General features: G+C 73.1%; 13 protein-coding genes. 9 read left to right on the forward strand and 4 right to left on the reverse strand.

Annotated elements, in window-relative coordinates:
- Positions 1-5: 5 nt before the first annotated feature.
- A complete protein-coding gene (locus ACFYOH_RS11440; RefSeq protein ID WP_388623934.1) occupies positions 6-1,505 on the reverse strand; it encodes an IucA/IucC family protein in 1,500 nt (499 codons plus the stop codon).
- Positions 1,506-1,609: 104 nt separating this feature from the next.
- On the opposite strand from ACFYOH_RS11440, the gene ACFYOH_RS11445 reads away from it, so the two are divergent.
- The 3 genes from ACFYOH_RS11445 to ACFYOH_RS11455 are packed head-to-tail and all read left to right on the forward strand — an operon-like array spanning position 1,610 to position 5,223.
- Positions 1,610-3,151 carry an IucA/IucC family protein gene (locus ACFYOH_RS11445; protein WP_388623937.1) on the forward strand — a complete coding sequence of 514 codons (1,542 nt, stop codon included), beginning with the start codon at positions 1,610-1,612 and terminating at the stop codon, positions 3,149-3,151.
- A 9-nt stretch (positions 3,152-3,160) separates the two neighbouring features.
- Complete coding sequence (locus ACFYOH_RS11450) at positions 3,161-4,423, forward strand: VWA domain-containing protein (protein ID WP_388623940.1); 1,263 nt, start codon at positions 3,161-3,163, stop codon at positions 4,421-4,423.
- Positions 4,423-5,223 (forward strand): hypothetical protein, encoded by an 801-nt coding sequence (locus ACFYOH_RS11455; RefSeq protein ID WP_388623943.1) that lies wholly within the window; start codon positions 4,423-4,425, stop codon positions 5,221-5,223. Before ACFYOH_RS11450 ends, ACFYOH_RS11455 begins: the two co-directional genes overlap by 1 nt.
- A 49-nt stretch (positions 5,224-5,272) precedes the next feature.
- Here the strand turns inward: ACFYOH_RS11455 and ACFYOH_RS11460 are convergent, their stop codons facing one another.
- Complete coding sequence (locus ACFYOH_RS11460) at positions 5,273-5,899, reverse strand: winged helix-turn-helix transcriptional regulator (protein WP_388623945.1); 627 nt, start codon at positions 5,897-5,899, stop codon at positions 5,273-5,275.
- Positions 5,900-5,980: 81 nt separating this feature from the next.
- Here ACFYOH_RS11460 and ACFYOH_RS11465 point away from each other — a divergent pair, with 81 nt between their 5' ends.
- From ACFYOH_RS11465 to ACFYOH_RS11490, 6 genes are all read left to right on the forward strand, one after another.
- Complete coding sequence (locus tag ACFYOH_RS11465; protein WP_388623948.1) at positions 5,981-7,192, forward strand: pyridoxal phosphate-dependent aminotransferase; 1,212 nt, start codon at positions 5,981-5,983, stop codon at positions 7,190-7,192.
- Positions 7,193-7,347: 155 nt separating this feature from the next.
- Positions 7,348-9,153, forward strand: coding sequence for a trypsin-like serine peptidase (locus tag ACFYOH_RS11470; RefSeq protein WP_388623951.1), 1,806 nt, complete (start codon positions 7,348-7,350; stop codon positions 9,151-9,153).
- A gap of 96 nt (positions 9,154-9,249) precedes the next feature.
- Positions 9,250-10,410 (forward strand): serine hydrolase domain-containing protein, encoded by a 1,161-nt coding sequence (locus ACFYOH_RS11475; RefSeq protein WP_388623954.1) that lies wholly within the window; start codon positions 9,250-9,252, stop codon positions 10,408-10,410.
- Between the two features lie 35 nt (positions 10,411-10,445).
- Positions 10,446-11,045, forward strand: coding sequence for a histidine phosphatase family protein (locus tag ACFYOH_RS11480; protein ID WP_388623957.1), 600 nt, complete (start codon positions 10,446-10,448; stop codon positions 11,043-11,045).
- Positions 11,046-11,174: 129 nt separating this feature from the next.
- Positions 11,175-11,804, forward strand: a complete 630-nt coding sequence (locus ACFYOH_RS11485) for a hypothetical protein (RefSeq protein ID WP_388623960.1) — start codon at positions 11,175-11,177, stop codon at positions 11,802-11,804.
- Positions 11,805-11,856: 52 nt separating this feature from the next.
- Positions 11,857-12,279, forward strand: a complete 423-nt coding sequence (locus ACFYOH_RS11490) for an acyl-CoA thioesterase (protein WP_388623963.1) — start codon at positions 11,857-11,859, stop codon at positions 12,277-12,279.
- Positions 12,280-12,285: 6 nt separating this feature from the next.
- On the opposite strand, the gene ACFYOH_RS11495 is transcribed toward ACFYOH_RS11490, so the two are convergent.
- Both ACFYOH_RS11495 and ACFYOH_RS11500 read right to left on the reverse strand, forming a co-directional pair.
- Positions 12,286-12,576 (reverse strand): hypothetical protein, encoded by a 291-nt coding sequence (locus ACFYOH_RS11495; RefSeq protein ID WP_388623966.1) that lies wholly within the window; start codon positions 12,574-12,576, stop codon positions 12,286-12,288.
- Between the two features lie 31 nt (positions 12,577-12,607).
- Positions 12,608-13,234 carry a TMEM175 family protein gene (locus ACFYOH_RS11500; protein WP_388623969.1) on the reverse strand — a complete coding sequence of 209 codons (627 nt, stop codon included), beginning with the start codon at positions 13,232-13,234 and terminating at the stop codon, positions 12,608-12,610.
- Positions 13,235-13,239: the final 5 nt, after the last annotated feature.

Here is a 13,239-nt window from a genome sequence, read left to right on the forward strand (position 1 = left end):
GCAGGTCAGCCGCCCGCCAGCGGGTTCGGCAGCGGCAGGTAGCGGGCGTCCGCGCCGTCCGCGCCGGTCCAGCGCAGCAGCAGGTTGGTCTTGCCGGGCAGCGTGGGCGAGCCGAGCAGCGCGGGGATCTCGGGCAGATCGTGCCGGGCGAACTCGCGGCGGACGGCGGGCCAGGGGTCGAGTGCGGGACGGTGTTCGGCGAGGGCGGCGGCGATCTCGGTGAGATGGTTGACGACCAGGCAGTACACCAGCCGCTCCCAGCCCGCCGCCCGGGTCACGTCCGGCAGCAGCTTGGCACCCTCGGCGTCCCGGTACAGCACCTGGACGGGCATACCGGCCGCGTCCACGGCGACGAGGGTGTTCTGCAGATGGGCCTCCAGGACGACCCCGTGGTCGTCGAACGCCGTGAGGGCGGGCGGCACGACCTGGCGCAGATAGGCCTCCCACCAGGCCGCCGGGTCGGCCGCGGTGGCCGGCGGACTGCCGTCGAAGCCCTCGGCGAGCCCGGCGGCGAGCAGCGGGGTGGTGCCCGGCAGCAGATGGCCGCGCAGGCCGTCCCGGACCAGGACGGCGAGCTCCTCGAAGGCGAAGGAGGCCGTGCGGTAGCCGCGGTCGCTCAGCCAGGCGGCGGGCGGTCCCATGGCCGCGAAGGCGTGCCGGGCGGCCATGTCCGTGCGGCGCAGTCTTCGCAGGTCGTGGCGCCACAGCCGGCGGATGTCGTTGGTGATGCGGACGTCCAGGCTGAACTTCAGGAACAGGTCGCGCCGGGGCTCGTACACCGTGCGGATCGCCGCCGTCGGCCAGGTGTCGAAGGCGGTCGTGCCGAGACGGAGCAGGCGGCCGTCGGCGAAGGCCTCCGTCAGCTCGCTGCCCACCAGGTCCAGCTGCCAGGGGTGGGCCGGCAGCATCCGGTAGCCGGGCGGGACCGGGCCGAGCGCGTCCAGGGCGCTGGTGTCGCCCTCCTCGGCCACCTGGTCCTCGCGGACGCCGAGCAGCACCAGTGGGAAGCGGGCGTGCGTCTCGGGGGCGTACGGCAGCCAGGAGGCGACCGGGCCGCCCCCGCGCGCCTTGGGCGCCGGGTGGTACGGGTGGCCGGTGATCAGGGACTGCTCGGAGCGCAGATACGGGTCCGCGGGCGCCGTGGCCCGGGCGCGGGCGGTGAGCAGGGCCGCGACCGCGTCCCGGCTGTCGATCATCTCGGCGGGCAGGTCGCCGCCCGGCAGCCCGGTGTGCCGGCGCAGCTCCTCGGCGACCAGTTTGACCAGCTCGGTGTGGCCGACCCGGTGCCAGGTCCCGGCCGCGCACACCTCCGGGTCTGCGGGGCGCCGGCCGGCCCGCACGCGCAGCAGCCGCCCACTCGGCAGCCGGTGGACCCGTGGGTCACCGGGGTGGCCGAGCGGCTCGGCCACCTCGCGCAGCAGGCAGTTCAGCAGGGGCGCGGCCGCGTAGGCGTCGGCCAGGCGGCCGACGGATCCGGTGGGGTCTGTGAGGTCCACGCGATCCATTCGTTTCGTCCGGGGTGGTCGCGATCAGCCGGGGTGGTCGCGATCAGTATGTCTGTCGTCGCCGACAATCATCCTCCGTGCCGCGTGTACCCGAGGAGCCGACCGTGCACCGTCCCCCCACCGCCGAGACCCGGGTCGCCGAGGAGCTGGCCGCCGTCCGGCCCGGTCTGCTACCCCGGTACACGGCGGAGCTGCCGGGCGCCCGGGCCGCGGTGCTGACCCGGCTGTGGCGGGCGCTGGCCCATGAGCCGCTGCCGTGGGTCACCGGCCGGGTGCACGGCGCCCACAGCCTCGCGCTGCGGCTCGCCGACGGCCGGACGCTGTACGGGCCGCACGCGGACCCGTACGCCACGAGCGCGTACGTCACCGGCGTCCGCCTGGACCGGGAGCGCCAGGTGGATCCGGCCGGGCTGATGACCGCCCTCGGGGTGCCGCACGGTGCCGCGTTCGCGGCCGAACTGGACAGCAGCGTCGCCTCGTTGGCGCTGTCACGGGCCGACGCGGATCACCCGAAGGAGTGGCCGGTGGGGGTCCCCCCGGCCGCAGGGTGGGGGAGGGACTGGGAGTGGGAGCAGCGGGTGACCGACGGGCATCCGTACCACCCGGGCTGCCGTTCCCGGCCCGGTTTCTCGGTGGCGGACGAGCTGGCGTACGGCCCGGAGCACCGGCCCGTCGTGGGGCTCGGGACGGTGCCGGTGCCGGCGGACGGGTGCCTGGTGACCGGCAACTGGCCGCAGGAACTGCGGGACGGCGAACGGCTGCTGCTGCCGGTGCACCCGTGGCAGGCGGACCACGTCATCAAGCGGTCGCACACCCCCTGGCGCCCGGCCCGCCCCCTGCTCTCCCTGCGCACCCTCGCGCTGCCGGACGGCGCGCATGTGAAGACCGCGCTCAGCGCCCGGCTGACGTCCTCCGTGCGGGACATCTCCCGCTATTCGATCGAGGCCGCCGCGCCCCTGTCCGCACTCGGCGAGGAGCTGGCCGCCCGCACCGACGGCCTGCTGCACATCACCCGCACGCTGGCCGCGGTCTCGGCCCACTCCCCCGACCTGGCCGCGCTGCTGCGGGAGTCGCCCGAGGTGTACGCCGGTCCGGGCGAGCGGGTGGTCCCCGTGGCCGCGCTCGCCACGACCGACCTGCCCGGCTCCCCCTGCTGGCTGGCCGCGTTCACCCGGCTGGCGCTGACCGTGGGGCTGCGCCTCCTCGACCTCGGCGTGGCCCTGGAGGCGCACGGCCAGAACCTGCTGGTGATCCTGGCGGCCGACGGCACCCCGCTACGGCTCGTCTACCGCGACCTGGCCGACATCCGGATCAGCCCGGCCCGCCTGGCCCGGCACGGCATCACCCCGCCGCCGCTCACCGGCCGGCTGATCACCGACGACGAAACGGCCCTGCGCCGCAAGCTGTTCGGCTCCCTGGTGGCGGGCGCCCTGGCCGGTACGGCGGGTTCGGGCCCGGCGCTGGGAGCGGCCCTGTCGGCCGCCGTACCGGACCTGCCGGACACCCCCGATCTGCGCGCCCTGCGCGAAGGGCCGCTGCCGGCGAAGGCGCTGACCCTGATGCGGCTGTCCCCGCAGACCCCGGGCGACCAGTGGACCTCCCTGCCGAACCCGCTCGTTTTGGAGCCCGGCGCGTCTGATCAATAGGATCCGGCGATGATCACAAGACAACGGCTGGCGGCGGGCGTCTGTGCTCTCCTCGCCGCCCTGGCGGCCGGGATCGCGTTCCCCGGCGGAGCCGTCGCCGATGAGACGGAGCAGCCCGCTCCCAAGGTCGAACTGGTGCTGGACGTCAGCGGTTCCATGCGGACGCGGGACATCGACGGCGACTCGCGGATGGCCGCGGCGAAGCAGGCGTTCAACGACGTGCTGGACGCCACCCCGCAGGAGGTCCAGCTCGGCATCCGCACCCTGGGCGCCAACTACCGCGGCAACGACCGCAAGGAGGGCTGCAAGGACACCGCGCAGCTCTACCCGGTCGGCCCGCTGAACCGGACCGACGCCAAGACGGCGGTGGCCACGCTGCAGCCCACCGGCTGGACGCCGATCGGGCCCGCGCTGCTGAAGGCGGCGGACGACCTGAACGGCGGTACCGGCACCCGCCGTATCGTCCTGATCAGCGACGGCGAGGACACCTGCCAGCCGCTCGACCCCTGCGAGGTCGCCCGCGAGATAGCGGCCAAGGGCATCGGTCTGACCATCGACACCCTCGGTCTGGTGCCGGACGCCAAGACCCGCGACCAGCTCAGCTGCATCGCGGACGCGACCGGCGGCACGTACACCGACGTACGGCACAAGCAGCAACTGTCCAGCCGGGTCGGGCAGTTGGTGGACCGAGCGGCCGATCCGGTCGTGACGCCGGTGGCCACCCAGGGGGCCGCGCAGTGCGCGGCGGCGCCGACGCTGAAGTCCGGGCTGTACACGGACCGTGAGGAGTTCGGGCAGCAGCGCTGGTACAAGGTCGACGTCGACCCGGGCAAGGAGCTGCGCGCCTCGGTGAGCGTGGCCGACGACCGCGCCGTGAACCCGGACTACGGGGTGCTGTTGCGGGCGGTGACCGTGCACGGACGGGAGATCGTGCGCGGCGAGGCCGCGGGTGACGGCCGTACGGACGTGATCTCGACGGGTCTGCGGTACCCGAAGCCGGAGAGCGACGACGACACGGCGACGGCGGAGACGGTGTGCCTCCAGGTCACCAACTCCTTCTCGGCCGCGGCGGGCGTGAAGACCACGCCCGGCCTGCCGCTGGAACTGACCGTCGATGTCGTGGACGGGCCGTCGGGGCACCATGACGTGGCCTCCTTCGGCCTCGGGCGCGGCTGGTGGCTGCTGGGCGCGCTGGTGCTGGTCGGCTTCCTCGCCGGTCTGTTGTGGGGCTGGCTGTCGCGCTGGCGGGTCTCGGTCTGGAGGACGAACTGATGCGGATCACACATGTGCTGGGTGCCGCGCTGCTGGCACTCGGGATGGCGGCCGGGCCGGCCGCGGCCGACTCCTCCCCGTCTCCCAGTGCCTCCGCCGACGGGACGGCACCCACCCAGGCGGGCACGTCCTTCCGCACGGCGACGGAGATCGAGCAGGGGCAGCGGGCCACGGCGTCCGGTTCGACGGGTGACTACCTGTACTGGTCGTTCCCCGCGGACACCGGGCAGCGGCCCACCGTCAAGGCGACGGTCAAGCTGCCCGCCACGCACGGGGCGCAGACCTGGCAGATCGACGTGTACGACGGGCTGCGGCGCCGGCAGGCCTGTCAGTACGGCGCGGCGAGCCGTACGGCCGAGCAGGACGCGTCCTCCGTCGAGCTGGCCTGCGTCCTGCGGACCGTGCGCGGCTGGTCGGAGCCCTGGGCCAACGACCCGCTGCCGGGCACGTACTACATCCGGCTGACCGTGGTGGACCTCGGCTCCGCCGACCTGGGCAAGCCGGTCGGCGTCGAGGTCCGCGCCAACGCCGAGGACATCGGCGGCGCGGCGGCGGTGGACGGCTCGCTGGGCAAGCCGCTGGTTCCCGGCATCGCCGTCAAGTCGCAGCACAGCGGGGGCGGTTCGAAGGCCGCGGTGCTCTCCAGCTTCGGTTCCGGCGACGGCTGGTCCTCCGGCTGGTGGTCCGACCGATGGGTGTGGACCGCGATCGGGGGCGTGCTCGCGGCTCTCGCCGGTATCGGCGGGTATGCGTTGACGCGGGGGTCCGGTCGGCCGTCGCGAGTGCCGACCGACGTGTGACCCGATGTGCACGAAGGCCCGCCTCCGGCGGGCCTTCGCCTTTCCGTGCTCAGATCTCCCGCAGCGCCTTGGCCAGTGTGCCGTCCCCCGTCACCGTCACGCGTCGCGCCCGTACGGCGTCGGCAAGACCCAACTCCCCCCCGGCCACGGCCTCGCAGGTGGCCGCGTCCATGGTGAGGCGGGCGTCGGGCTCGCCGGGCGCGGGCCCGTCGCCGTACACCGGCCCCTCCTCCGCGCCGACGCGCAGATGGAAGTCCCCTTCCTCCAGCCGGACTTCGACCAGGCCCTCGCCGTGCAGACCCCGCAGCAGCGGCAAGGCGAACCAGTGGGCGCGGACCGCGTCGGTCGGCCGCCGCTCTCCCAGGTCTGCCTCGCCCCATCGCCCGAGCGCCTGGAGCACCGGCAGCAACTCGCGTCCGCGTCCCGTGAGTTCGTACACGTAGGCCGCGCCGGGCGGAGGCAGCTTCCGGCGGGTCGTGAGGCCGTCGCGCTCCATGTCCTTCAGCCGGGAGGCGAGTACGTCCGTGCTCACGCCGGGCAGGTCCGCGTGCAGGTCCGTGTAGCGGCGGGGGCCGGCCAGCAGTTCGCGGACGATCAGCAGGGTCCAGCGGTCGCCGACGAGATCGAGGGCGCGGGCTGCGGAGCAGTACTGGTCGTAGCTTCGGCGTGGTGACATGCGACGCAGTCTAGACAAGATGTTGGACTTTCCAAGCGCCTACTTGGTAAAACCAAGCAACACCAGTTTCCGGAGGGGCGCATGGAGTTCCGGCAGTCGAACAAGCTCAGCGAGGTCTGTTACGAGATCCGCGGCCCGGTGATCGAGCACGCCAACGCGCTGGAGGAGGCGGGGCACAGCGTGCTGCGCCTGAACACCGGCAACCCCGCGGCCTTCGGCTTCGAGGCGCCGGAGGAGATCCTCCAGGACATGATCCGGATGCTGCCGCAGGCGCACGGCTACACCGACTCCCGCGGCATCCTCTCCGCCCGCCGGGCGGTCGCCCAGCGCTATCAGAACCTGGGACTGGAGGTCGGGGTCGACGACGTGTTCCTCGGCAACGGCGTCTCGGAGCTGGTCTCCATGGCCGTACAGGCACTGGTCGAGGACGGCGACGAAATCCTCATCCCCGCACCGGACTTCCCGCTCTGGACCGCCGTGACCACCCTCGCCGGCGGCAAGGCGGTGCACTACCTGTGCGACGAACAGGCCGACTGGAACCCGGACCTGGCCGACATGGCGTCGAAGATCACGGACCGCACGAAGGCCGTGGTCATCATCAACCCCAACAACCCCACGGGCGCGGTGTATCCGAAGGAGGTCGTCGAGGGCATCCTGGACCTCGCCCGCCGACACGGCCTGATGGTGTTCGCGGACGAGATCTACGACCAGATCCTGTACGACGACGCGGTCCACCACTCGGCCGCGGCCCTCGCCCCCGACCTGGTCGTCCTCACCTTCTGCGGCCTGTCGAAAACGTACCGGGTGGCCGGGTTCCGTTCCGGCTGGCTTGTGGTGACGGGCCCCAGGCAGCACGCGAAGGACTATCTGGAGGGCCTGACCATGCTGGCCTCCATGCGTCTGTGCGCCAACGCCCCGGCCCAGTACGCCATCCAGGCCGCGCTCGGCGGCCGCCAGTCCATCCGTGAGCTCACGCTTCCCGGCGGCCGGTTGTACGAGCAGCGCAACACCGCCTGGGAGAAGCTCAACGAGATCCCGGGCGTGTCCTGCGTACGGCCCAAGGGCGCGCTGTACGCGTTCCCGCGCATCGACCCCAAGGTGCACAAGATCCACGACGACGAGAAGTTCGTCCTCGATCTGCTGCTGCGCGAGAAGATCCAGGTGGTCCAGGGCACCGGCTTCAACTGGCCCTCCCCCGACCACTTCCGCATCCTCACCCTGCCGCACGCGGAGGACCTGGAGGCGGCGATCGGGCGGATCGGCCGGTTCCTCGCCGGGTACCGGCAGCATTAGCCCGTCCGGTCGCGCCTGTGCGAAGATCACCCGGCATGATCAGGGGGATCCGGCACGGGGGGGCGGGTGCACCGGCCTTCGGGTGCGCGTCTGACCAGCGCCGCGCCGCTGTTCTCCCTGTCCGGGTTCCATATATGACCAGGGGGAGCAGGATCTTGTCGTACCGAATACGTTGGACGGCCGTCGCCGTGGCCATGGTGTGCGGGGCGGCGGCCGGGCTCGCGACGCCGGCCGCGCAGGCGGCGTCGCCCTCGCCGCCGGGGCCGGCCGCCGGGCAGGAGGCCCGGCAGGCCGCGCGGTTCTGGACCGCACAGCGCATGGCGGCCGCCCGGCCACTGGACGCGGCGCGGGTGCGGCCGAGCGGGCCGGGGCAGTCGGCCGCGGCGGCCGGCCGGCCGCAGGGCACGATGTTCGGCGGGAGCCGCCTCGTCGGAACCTTCTTCGGTTCCGACGGTCCCGGTGGCACCACCTGGCACTGCACCGGCAGTGTGATCGACACCCCGGCGCGCGACGTCGTCCTCACCGCGGCCCACTGCGCCCTGAGCATGAAGGGCGACTATGTCTTCGTCCCGAAGTTCGTGAAGGGCGCGGGACCGGACCAACAGCCGTACGGCATCTTCCACATCCAGCGGATCTTCATCGATCCCCGGTACGTGCCCGACAAGGGGTCGTCGACCACGAAGAACCCGGTGTCGGACCTGGACACCGCGTTCGCCAGGGTCTCGGCCAACCAGCGCGGCCAGAGCCTCCAGGACGCGGTCGGCGGCGGACTGACCTTCACCCGCGCGAACGGCTACACGCACAAGAACGTGACCGTCGTCGGCTACCCCTCCTACGGGCACAACAGCGCGGGAAGCGCCATCAAGTGCACGGTGCCGACCAGCCAGCTTCCCGGTTACCGGCAGATGTCGATGACCTGCGGCGGCTACTACGGCGGCGTGTCCGGCAGCCCGTGGATCACCGACTACCAGGACGACGCGGGCACCGGCCATGTCATCGGCGACCTCGGCGGCTACAACGGCGGCGGCAACGACGCGGACGTCGACTACATCAGCTACGCCCCGGCGTTCGGCGACGACGCCGCGAACCTCCTCGCCGAGGCCGTGGCGAACCAGGATCCGCCCGCGGACCTGCCGCCGTACCAGGGCCTGCAGCTGCCCGGTGGCGCGGCCCGCTGGCAGAAGGCCGCGCTGCTGGCCTCGGCCGACTACACCGGCGACCACCTCGGCGATCTGCTCGTCGTCTGGTCCGACGGCGGGGTCACGCTGTATCCCGGGGACGGACAGGGCGGGTTCGGCTCCGAGCAGCGGCTGCTGAAGGCCAACTCGACCTGGACGCACGCCCGGAGCATCACCGGCGGGACGTTCGGCGGCGGCAGCCGACCGGGCCTGCTGGTGCGCTGGTCCGACGGCGAGGTCACCCTGTACCCGGACCTCGGCGCCTCGGGGGTGGGCCGCGAGGTCCAGATGGCGAAGCCCAACTCCGACTGGAAGAACGTCGTCCAGCTCACCGCCGGGCAGTTCCACGGCGCCCAGGGTGCGACCGATCTGCTGGCGCGCCGGTCCGACGGCAGCCTGATGCTCTACACCGGTATCCGCTCCGGCTCCTTCGGCACCGGCAAGCGGATCCTCGCGGCGAACGGCACCTGGACCAAGGCCGCGCTGCTGACCGGCGGCGCCCTCAGGGGCACGGCCGGCGCGGACCTGCTCGTGCGCTGGTCCGACGGCTCGCTCGACGGCTACACCGGCGTCTCGGCCGCCGGGCTCGGCACCCGCTCCCGGCTGATCGGCCCGAACGGCACCTGGCAGCACGCCCAGGTCATGACCGCTGGCGACCTCACCGCCGACCACACCGGCAACGACCTCGTCGTGCGCTGGTCCGACGGCGAGACCTCGCTGTACGCCGACACCGGTGCCAAGGCCCTCGGCACCGAGAACACACTGGTCCCACCCGGCACCTGATCGAGCCCGCGGGCTCGTGCACCGATCCGGGAATGCCCGGCGACGACCGTCTGTTGACGGTCTCCGCCGGCCATCACCGAACAGGGGGAACGACACATGCCGATCGACGTGCACGGAACGGTCGCGGAGGGATTCGAGGGCGTACGCGAGGAGTTCGCGGCGGTGCTCGCCGAGGAGCGGGACGACCCGGGCGCACAGCTCGTGGTGTACCGGCACGGGCGCCGGGTGGTGGACCTGTGGGGCGGCGACGGCATCGACGGGGACTCACTGACGAACCTGTACTCCATCGCCAAGGGTGCCGCGCATCTGGTCGTCGCCCTGCTGGTGCAGGACGGGGTGCTCGACCTGGATCGAAAAGTCGCCGCGTACTGGCCGGAGTTCGGGGCCCACGGCAAGGACCGGCTGACGCTGGGCGAGCTGCTGGAGCACCGCGCCGGACTCGTCAGCGACCCCGAACGGGCCTTCACCGTCGAGGAGTTGGCCGACGACCGGATCACCGCCGCGCGGCTTGCGGGACGCGCGCCGCTGTGGCAGCCGGGCACCGCCTGGGGCTACCACGCCTTCGTCATCGGCGCCCTCACCGGCGAGGTGGTGCGCCGGGTGACCGGCCGGTCCATCCAGGAACTGTACGAGGGGCGGATCCGGGCGCCGTACGGCCTCGACTACTACCTGGGTCTGCCGGCTCGGGCGGAGCCGCGCTGGGTGGACGTGCAGCCGCTGGTGCCGACCCCGGAGGAGGCCGTACTGCTGAAGGAGCGGGTGGCGGCCCCGGACAGCATCAGGGGCATCGCCTTCAACGCGCACGGGCCGGAGCCGACCGACCTGGTGGCCTTCGGCAATCACCCCCGGGTGAAGGCGCTCGGGCCGGCCTCCTCGGGCGGCGTGGGCAACGCGCGCGGGGTCGCCGGGATGTTCGCGGCCGCCATCAGCACCGTCGACGGCAGGCCGCCGCTGCTCACGCCCGCGACCGCGGCCCTGTTCGGCGCGCTGCGCACCCCGGGCGGCCCGGACCTGGTCACCGGCAGCGAGAACCACTTCGCGCGCGGCTTCGAGTACATCCCCGCGCTCTATCCGTTCCTCGACGCCGGCACCTTCGGGCACAGCGGCGCGACCGGCTCGCTTGGCTTCGCCGACCCGGCGAACGGCATCGCGTACGCCTACACCCGGCGCCGGTTCGCCTTCCCCTCCGGGGTGGGCGCCGCTCCGGAGAACGGCCGTCTGGCCGAGTCCGTCCTGCGGGCGGCCGGATCCCTGTGACACCGTGCTGACAGGCGAGCGGGAAGGGCGCTGACGTGGGTGACCTCTTTCTCGTCCGGCACGGTGAGACCGAGTGGTCGCGGTCCGGACGGCACACCGGCTGGACCGATGTACCCCTCACCGAGCACGGGCGGATGGAGGCGCGCCGGCTGCTGCCGCTGATCCGCTCGCAGCGGATCGGGGCCGCGTTCGTCAGCCCCCTCCAGCGGGCCCGGGAGACCGCCGAGCTGATCGGGATCCCGGACGCGCGGGTCGACGCCGACCTGCGCGAGTGGGACTACGGCGGGTACGAGGGCGTGACCACCGTGGAGATCCAGCGGAGCCGGCCGGGCTGGTTCCTGTTCACGGACGGGGTCGCGCCGGGCCCGCCGGACCATCCGGGCGAGACCCCGGAGCAGGTCGGCGAGCGCGCCGACCGGGTGCTGGGCAAGGTCGACGCCGCCCTCGCCGACGCCGAGGGCGTCGTCGTGCTGATCGCCCACGGCCACTTCCTCCGTGTCCTCACCGCCCGCCGCCTCGGCCTGCGGCCCCAGCACGGGGCGCTGTTCCAGCTGGCGACGGGGACGCTGTGCCGGCTGGGCACCGAGCACGAGCGGCCGGTGGTGGCGGGGTGGAACATCCGGCCGCCGGAGTAGGCCCCGACAGGCCCCGGGTACGAGGCCCGATGCGGGCTGCGGCCGCGTTGTCGGACCCGGGTCGTACTCTGCGAAATGGGCCGTCCGGCGAGCGGCCCCGGACAGGGACGGGACCGGAAGGAGCGCGCTGTGAGCCGACCGCCGACCGCCGCGCAGCGGCGGGTGATCGAGGCCGCCGATCCGGTCACCGGGCGGCTGCGCGGTACGGAGGCGCAGCTGGCGGCGCTGGTGAAGCGGGGGCTGGCCTTCCGGCATCCGCGGCCGCCGCACGAGCACTTTCTCACCCGGGCGGGACATCGCCTGCGCGAGGCGGTGCCCGAGGCGCCACAGGAGTCTGCGCAGCCCGGCCCGGACGCGGGGGTGTTCGCGGCGCGGGTCGGCGGCGAGGAGGAGCCGCCCGCGGACGGTCCGGCGCGGTTGCGTGAGGTGCACAGCGCCTGGCAGGGGCTGCTGGAGCTGCGTCGGATGACCAACCCCGGCGGCGCGGCGGACCGGCCGTGCGGCTGGGAGCGGGCGCATCTGGTGCGGGCGGCGGCCCTGGCCCTGGAGGCGGCCGGGCACCCTCCGGCGAGCGGGAGCGCGGACGGTTACCGGGTGCGGGCGACCCCGCAGCCGGAGGCGGTCGCCGTGTACGCGCCGGACAAGGAGCACCTGGCGGCCTGCGCGGCCACGCTGGAGCGCGCGGGCTGGCAGGCCGGCGAGTACACCGAGCCGCGTACGAGGGTGCGCTATCTGCTGGCCTCGCCGCGCCGGGTGTGAGCGGCGTGCCAAGATCGATCGACCCGAGATTCGAACGCGAGAAGGGCAAGCAGTGTCCGAACCGTTTTCCGTCCGTGTGACCGTCCGCGGCTATGAGACCGACACCCAGGGACACCTCAATCAGTCCGTGTACCTCAACTACGCGGAGCACGCCCGCTGGTCGCTGCTCCAGGCGGCCGGCATCAGCCAGGCCCGGCTGGTGGGCCGGGGGGTCGGTCCGGTGGCGCTGGAGACGACCATCCGTTTCCGGCGCGAACTGCTCGCCGGTGACGAGGTCGATGTGACCTGTGAGTTCGAGTGGGGCGGCGGCAAGACCTTCCGGATCGTGCAGGAGATACGCAAGGCCGACGGCACCCTGGCGGCCGAGGTCAGCGCGGTGGGCGGTCTGCTGGACCTCAAGGAGCGCAAGCTGGTCGCCGACCCGCGGGAGGTGTTCAAGCAGCTGACGACGGACCTCGCCCTGTTCGGCTTGTAGGCCGGTTCAGACCTCGCCGAAGGCCTCCTTGTGCTCCTCGGCGGGGTAGGCCATGCCGGTCAGGACTCCTTCCACCCGAGCCCTGTCGATGCTCCACGCGGTGCGGAGGAAGTCGCGGGTCTCGTCCGGGGACAGGTTCCGGACCGTGACCGGGCGGCCGAGGACCGCGGCGAGGACGGCCGCCTGGTCCGGGACACTGATCGCCTCGGGGCCTGTCAGGGTGTAGGTCCGGCCCGCCGGCCCCACGTCGAGCAGGGCCCGCACCGCCACCTCGGCGACGTCGCGCGGGTCGATCACGCCGGACGCCGGGCGGAGTTGCCGGCGAACCTCATGGCGCGGCCCGGTCCGGGTTCTGACGTGTCGGTACCGCGATCTGGTTGAAGCCGTAGTACAGGGCGAGCAGACCGTGCGCGGCGAGGGTGAGGGGCGCGGAGACGAAGGCGAGAGCCACGGTCAGGGGGTAGCCGAGGGAACCGAGGGCGAAGCGGGCCCGGGTGGCCCGGGCCGCCGCGGTGTCCACGCGCGCGTCGAAGAGGTGGCCGGTGCGGGTGAGGTGCCACCACAGGGCCTGGAAGGTGAGGGCCATGGCGACCATGACCAGGCTGTAGACCGCGGCGGCCGCGTGCGAGGCGGCGCCCTCGCGCAGGTACTCGGCGAGCATGGCGGTCGGCCAGGGCACGGCGGCCACGACCATCAGCACCAGCAGGTTCAGGAACATCAGCGGCCGGTCGACCTTGGCGACGTAGCTGAACAACTGGTGGTGGTTGACCCACATGATGCCGATGACCAGGAAGCTGACCACATAGGCGGCGTACGACGGCCACTGCGCGCCGATCGCGTGCCACAGGCCGCCGTGGTCACCCGTCGTCGGCACCTTGATGTCCAGGATGAGCAGGGTGATGGCGATGGCGAACACGCCGTCGCTGAAGGCCTCGACCCGGCCGGACTCGTTCATGGCCC

Source organism: Streptomyces sp. NPDC007856 (assembly GCF_042868225.1).
Taxonomy (GTDB): domain Bacteria; phylum Actinomycetota; class Actinomycetes; order Streptomycetales; family Streptomycetaceae; genus Streptomyces.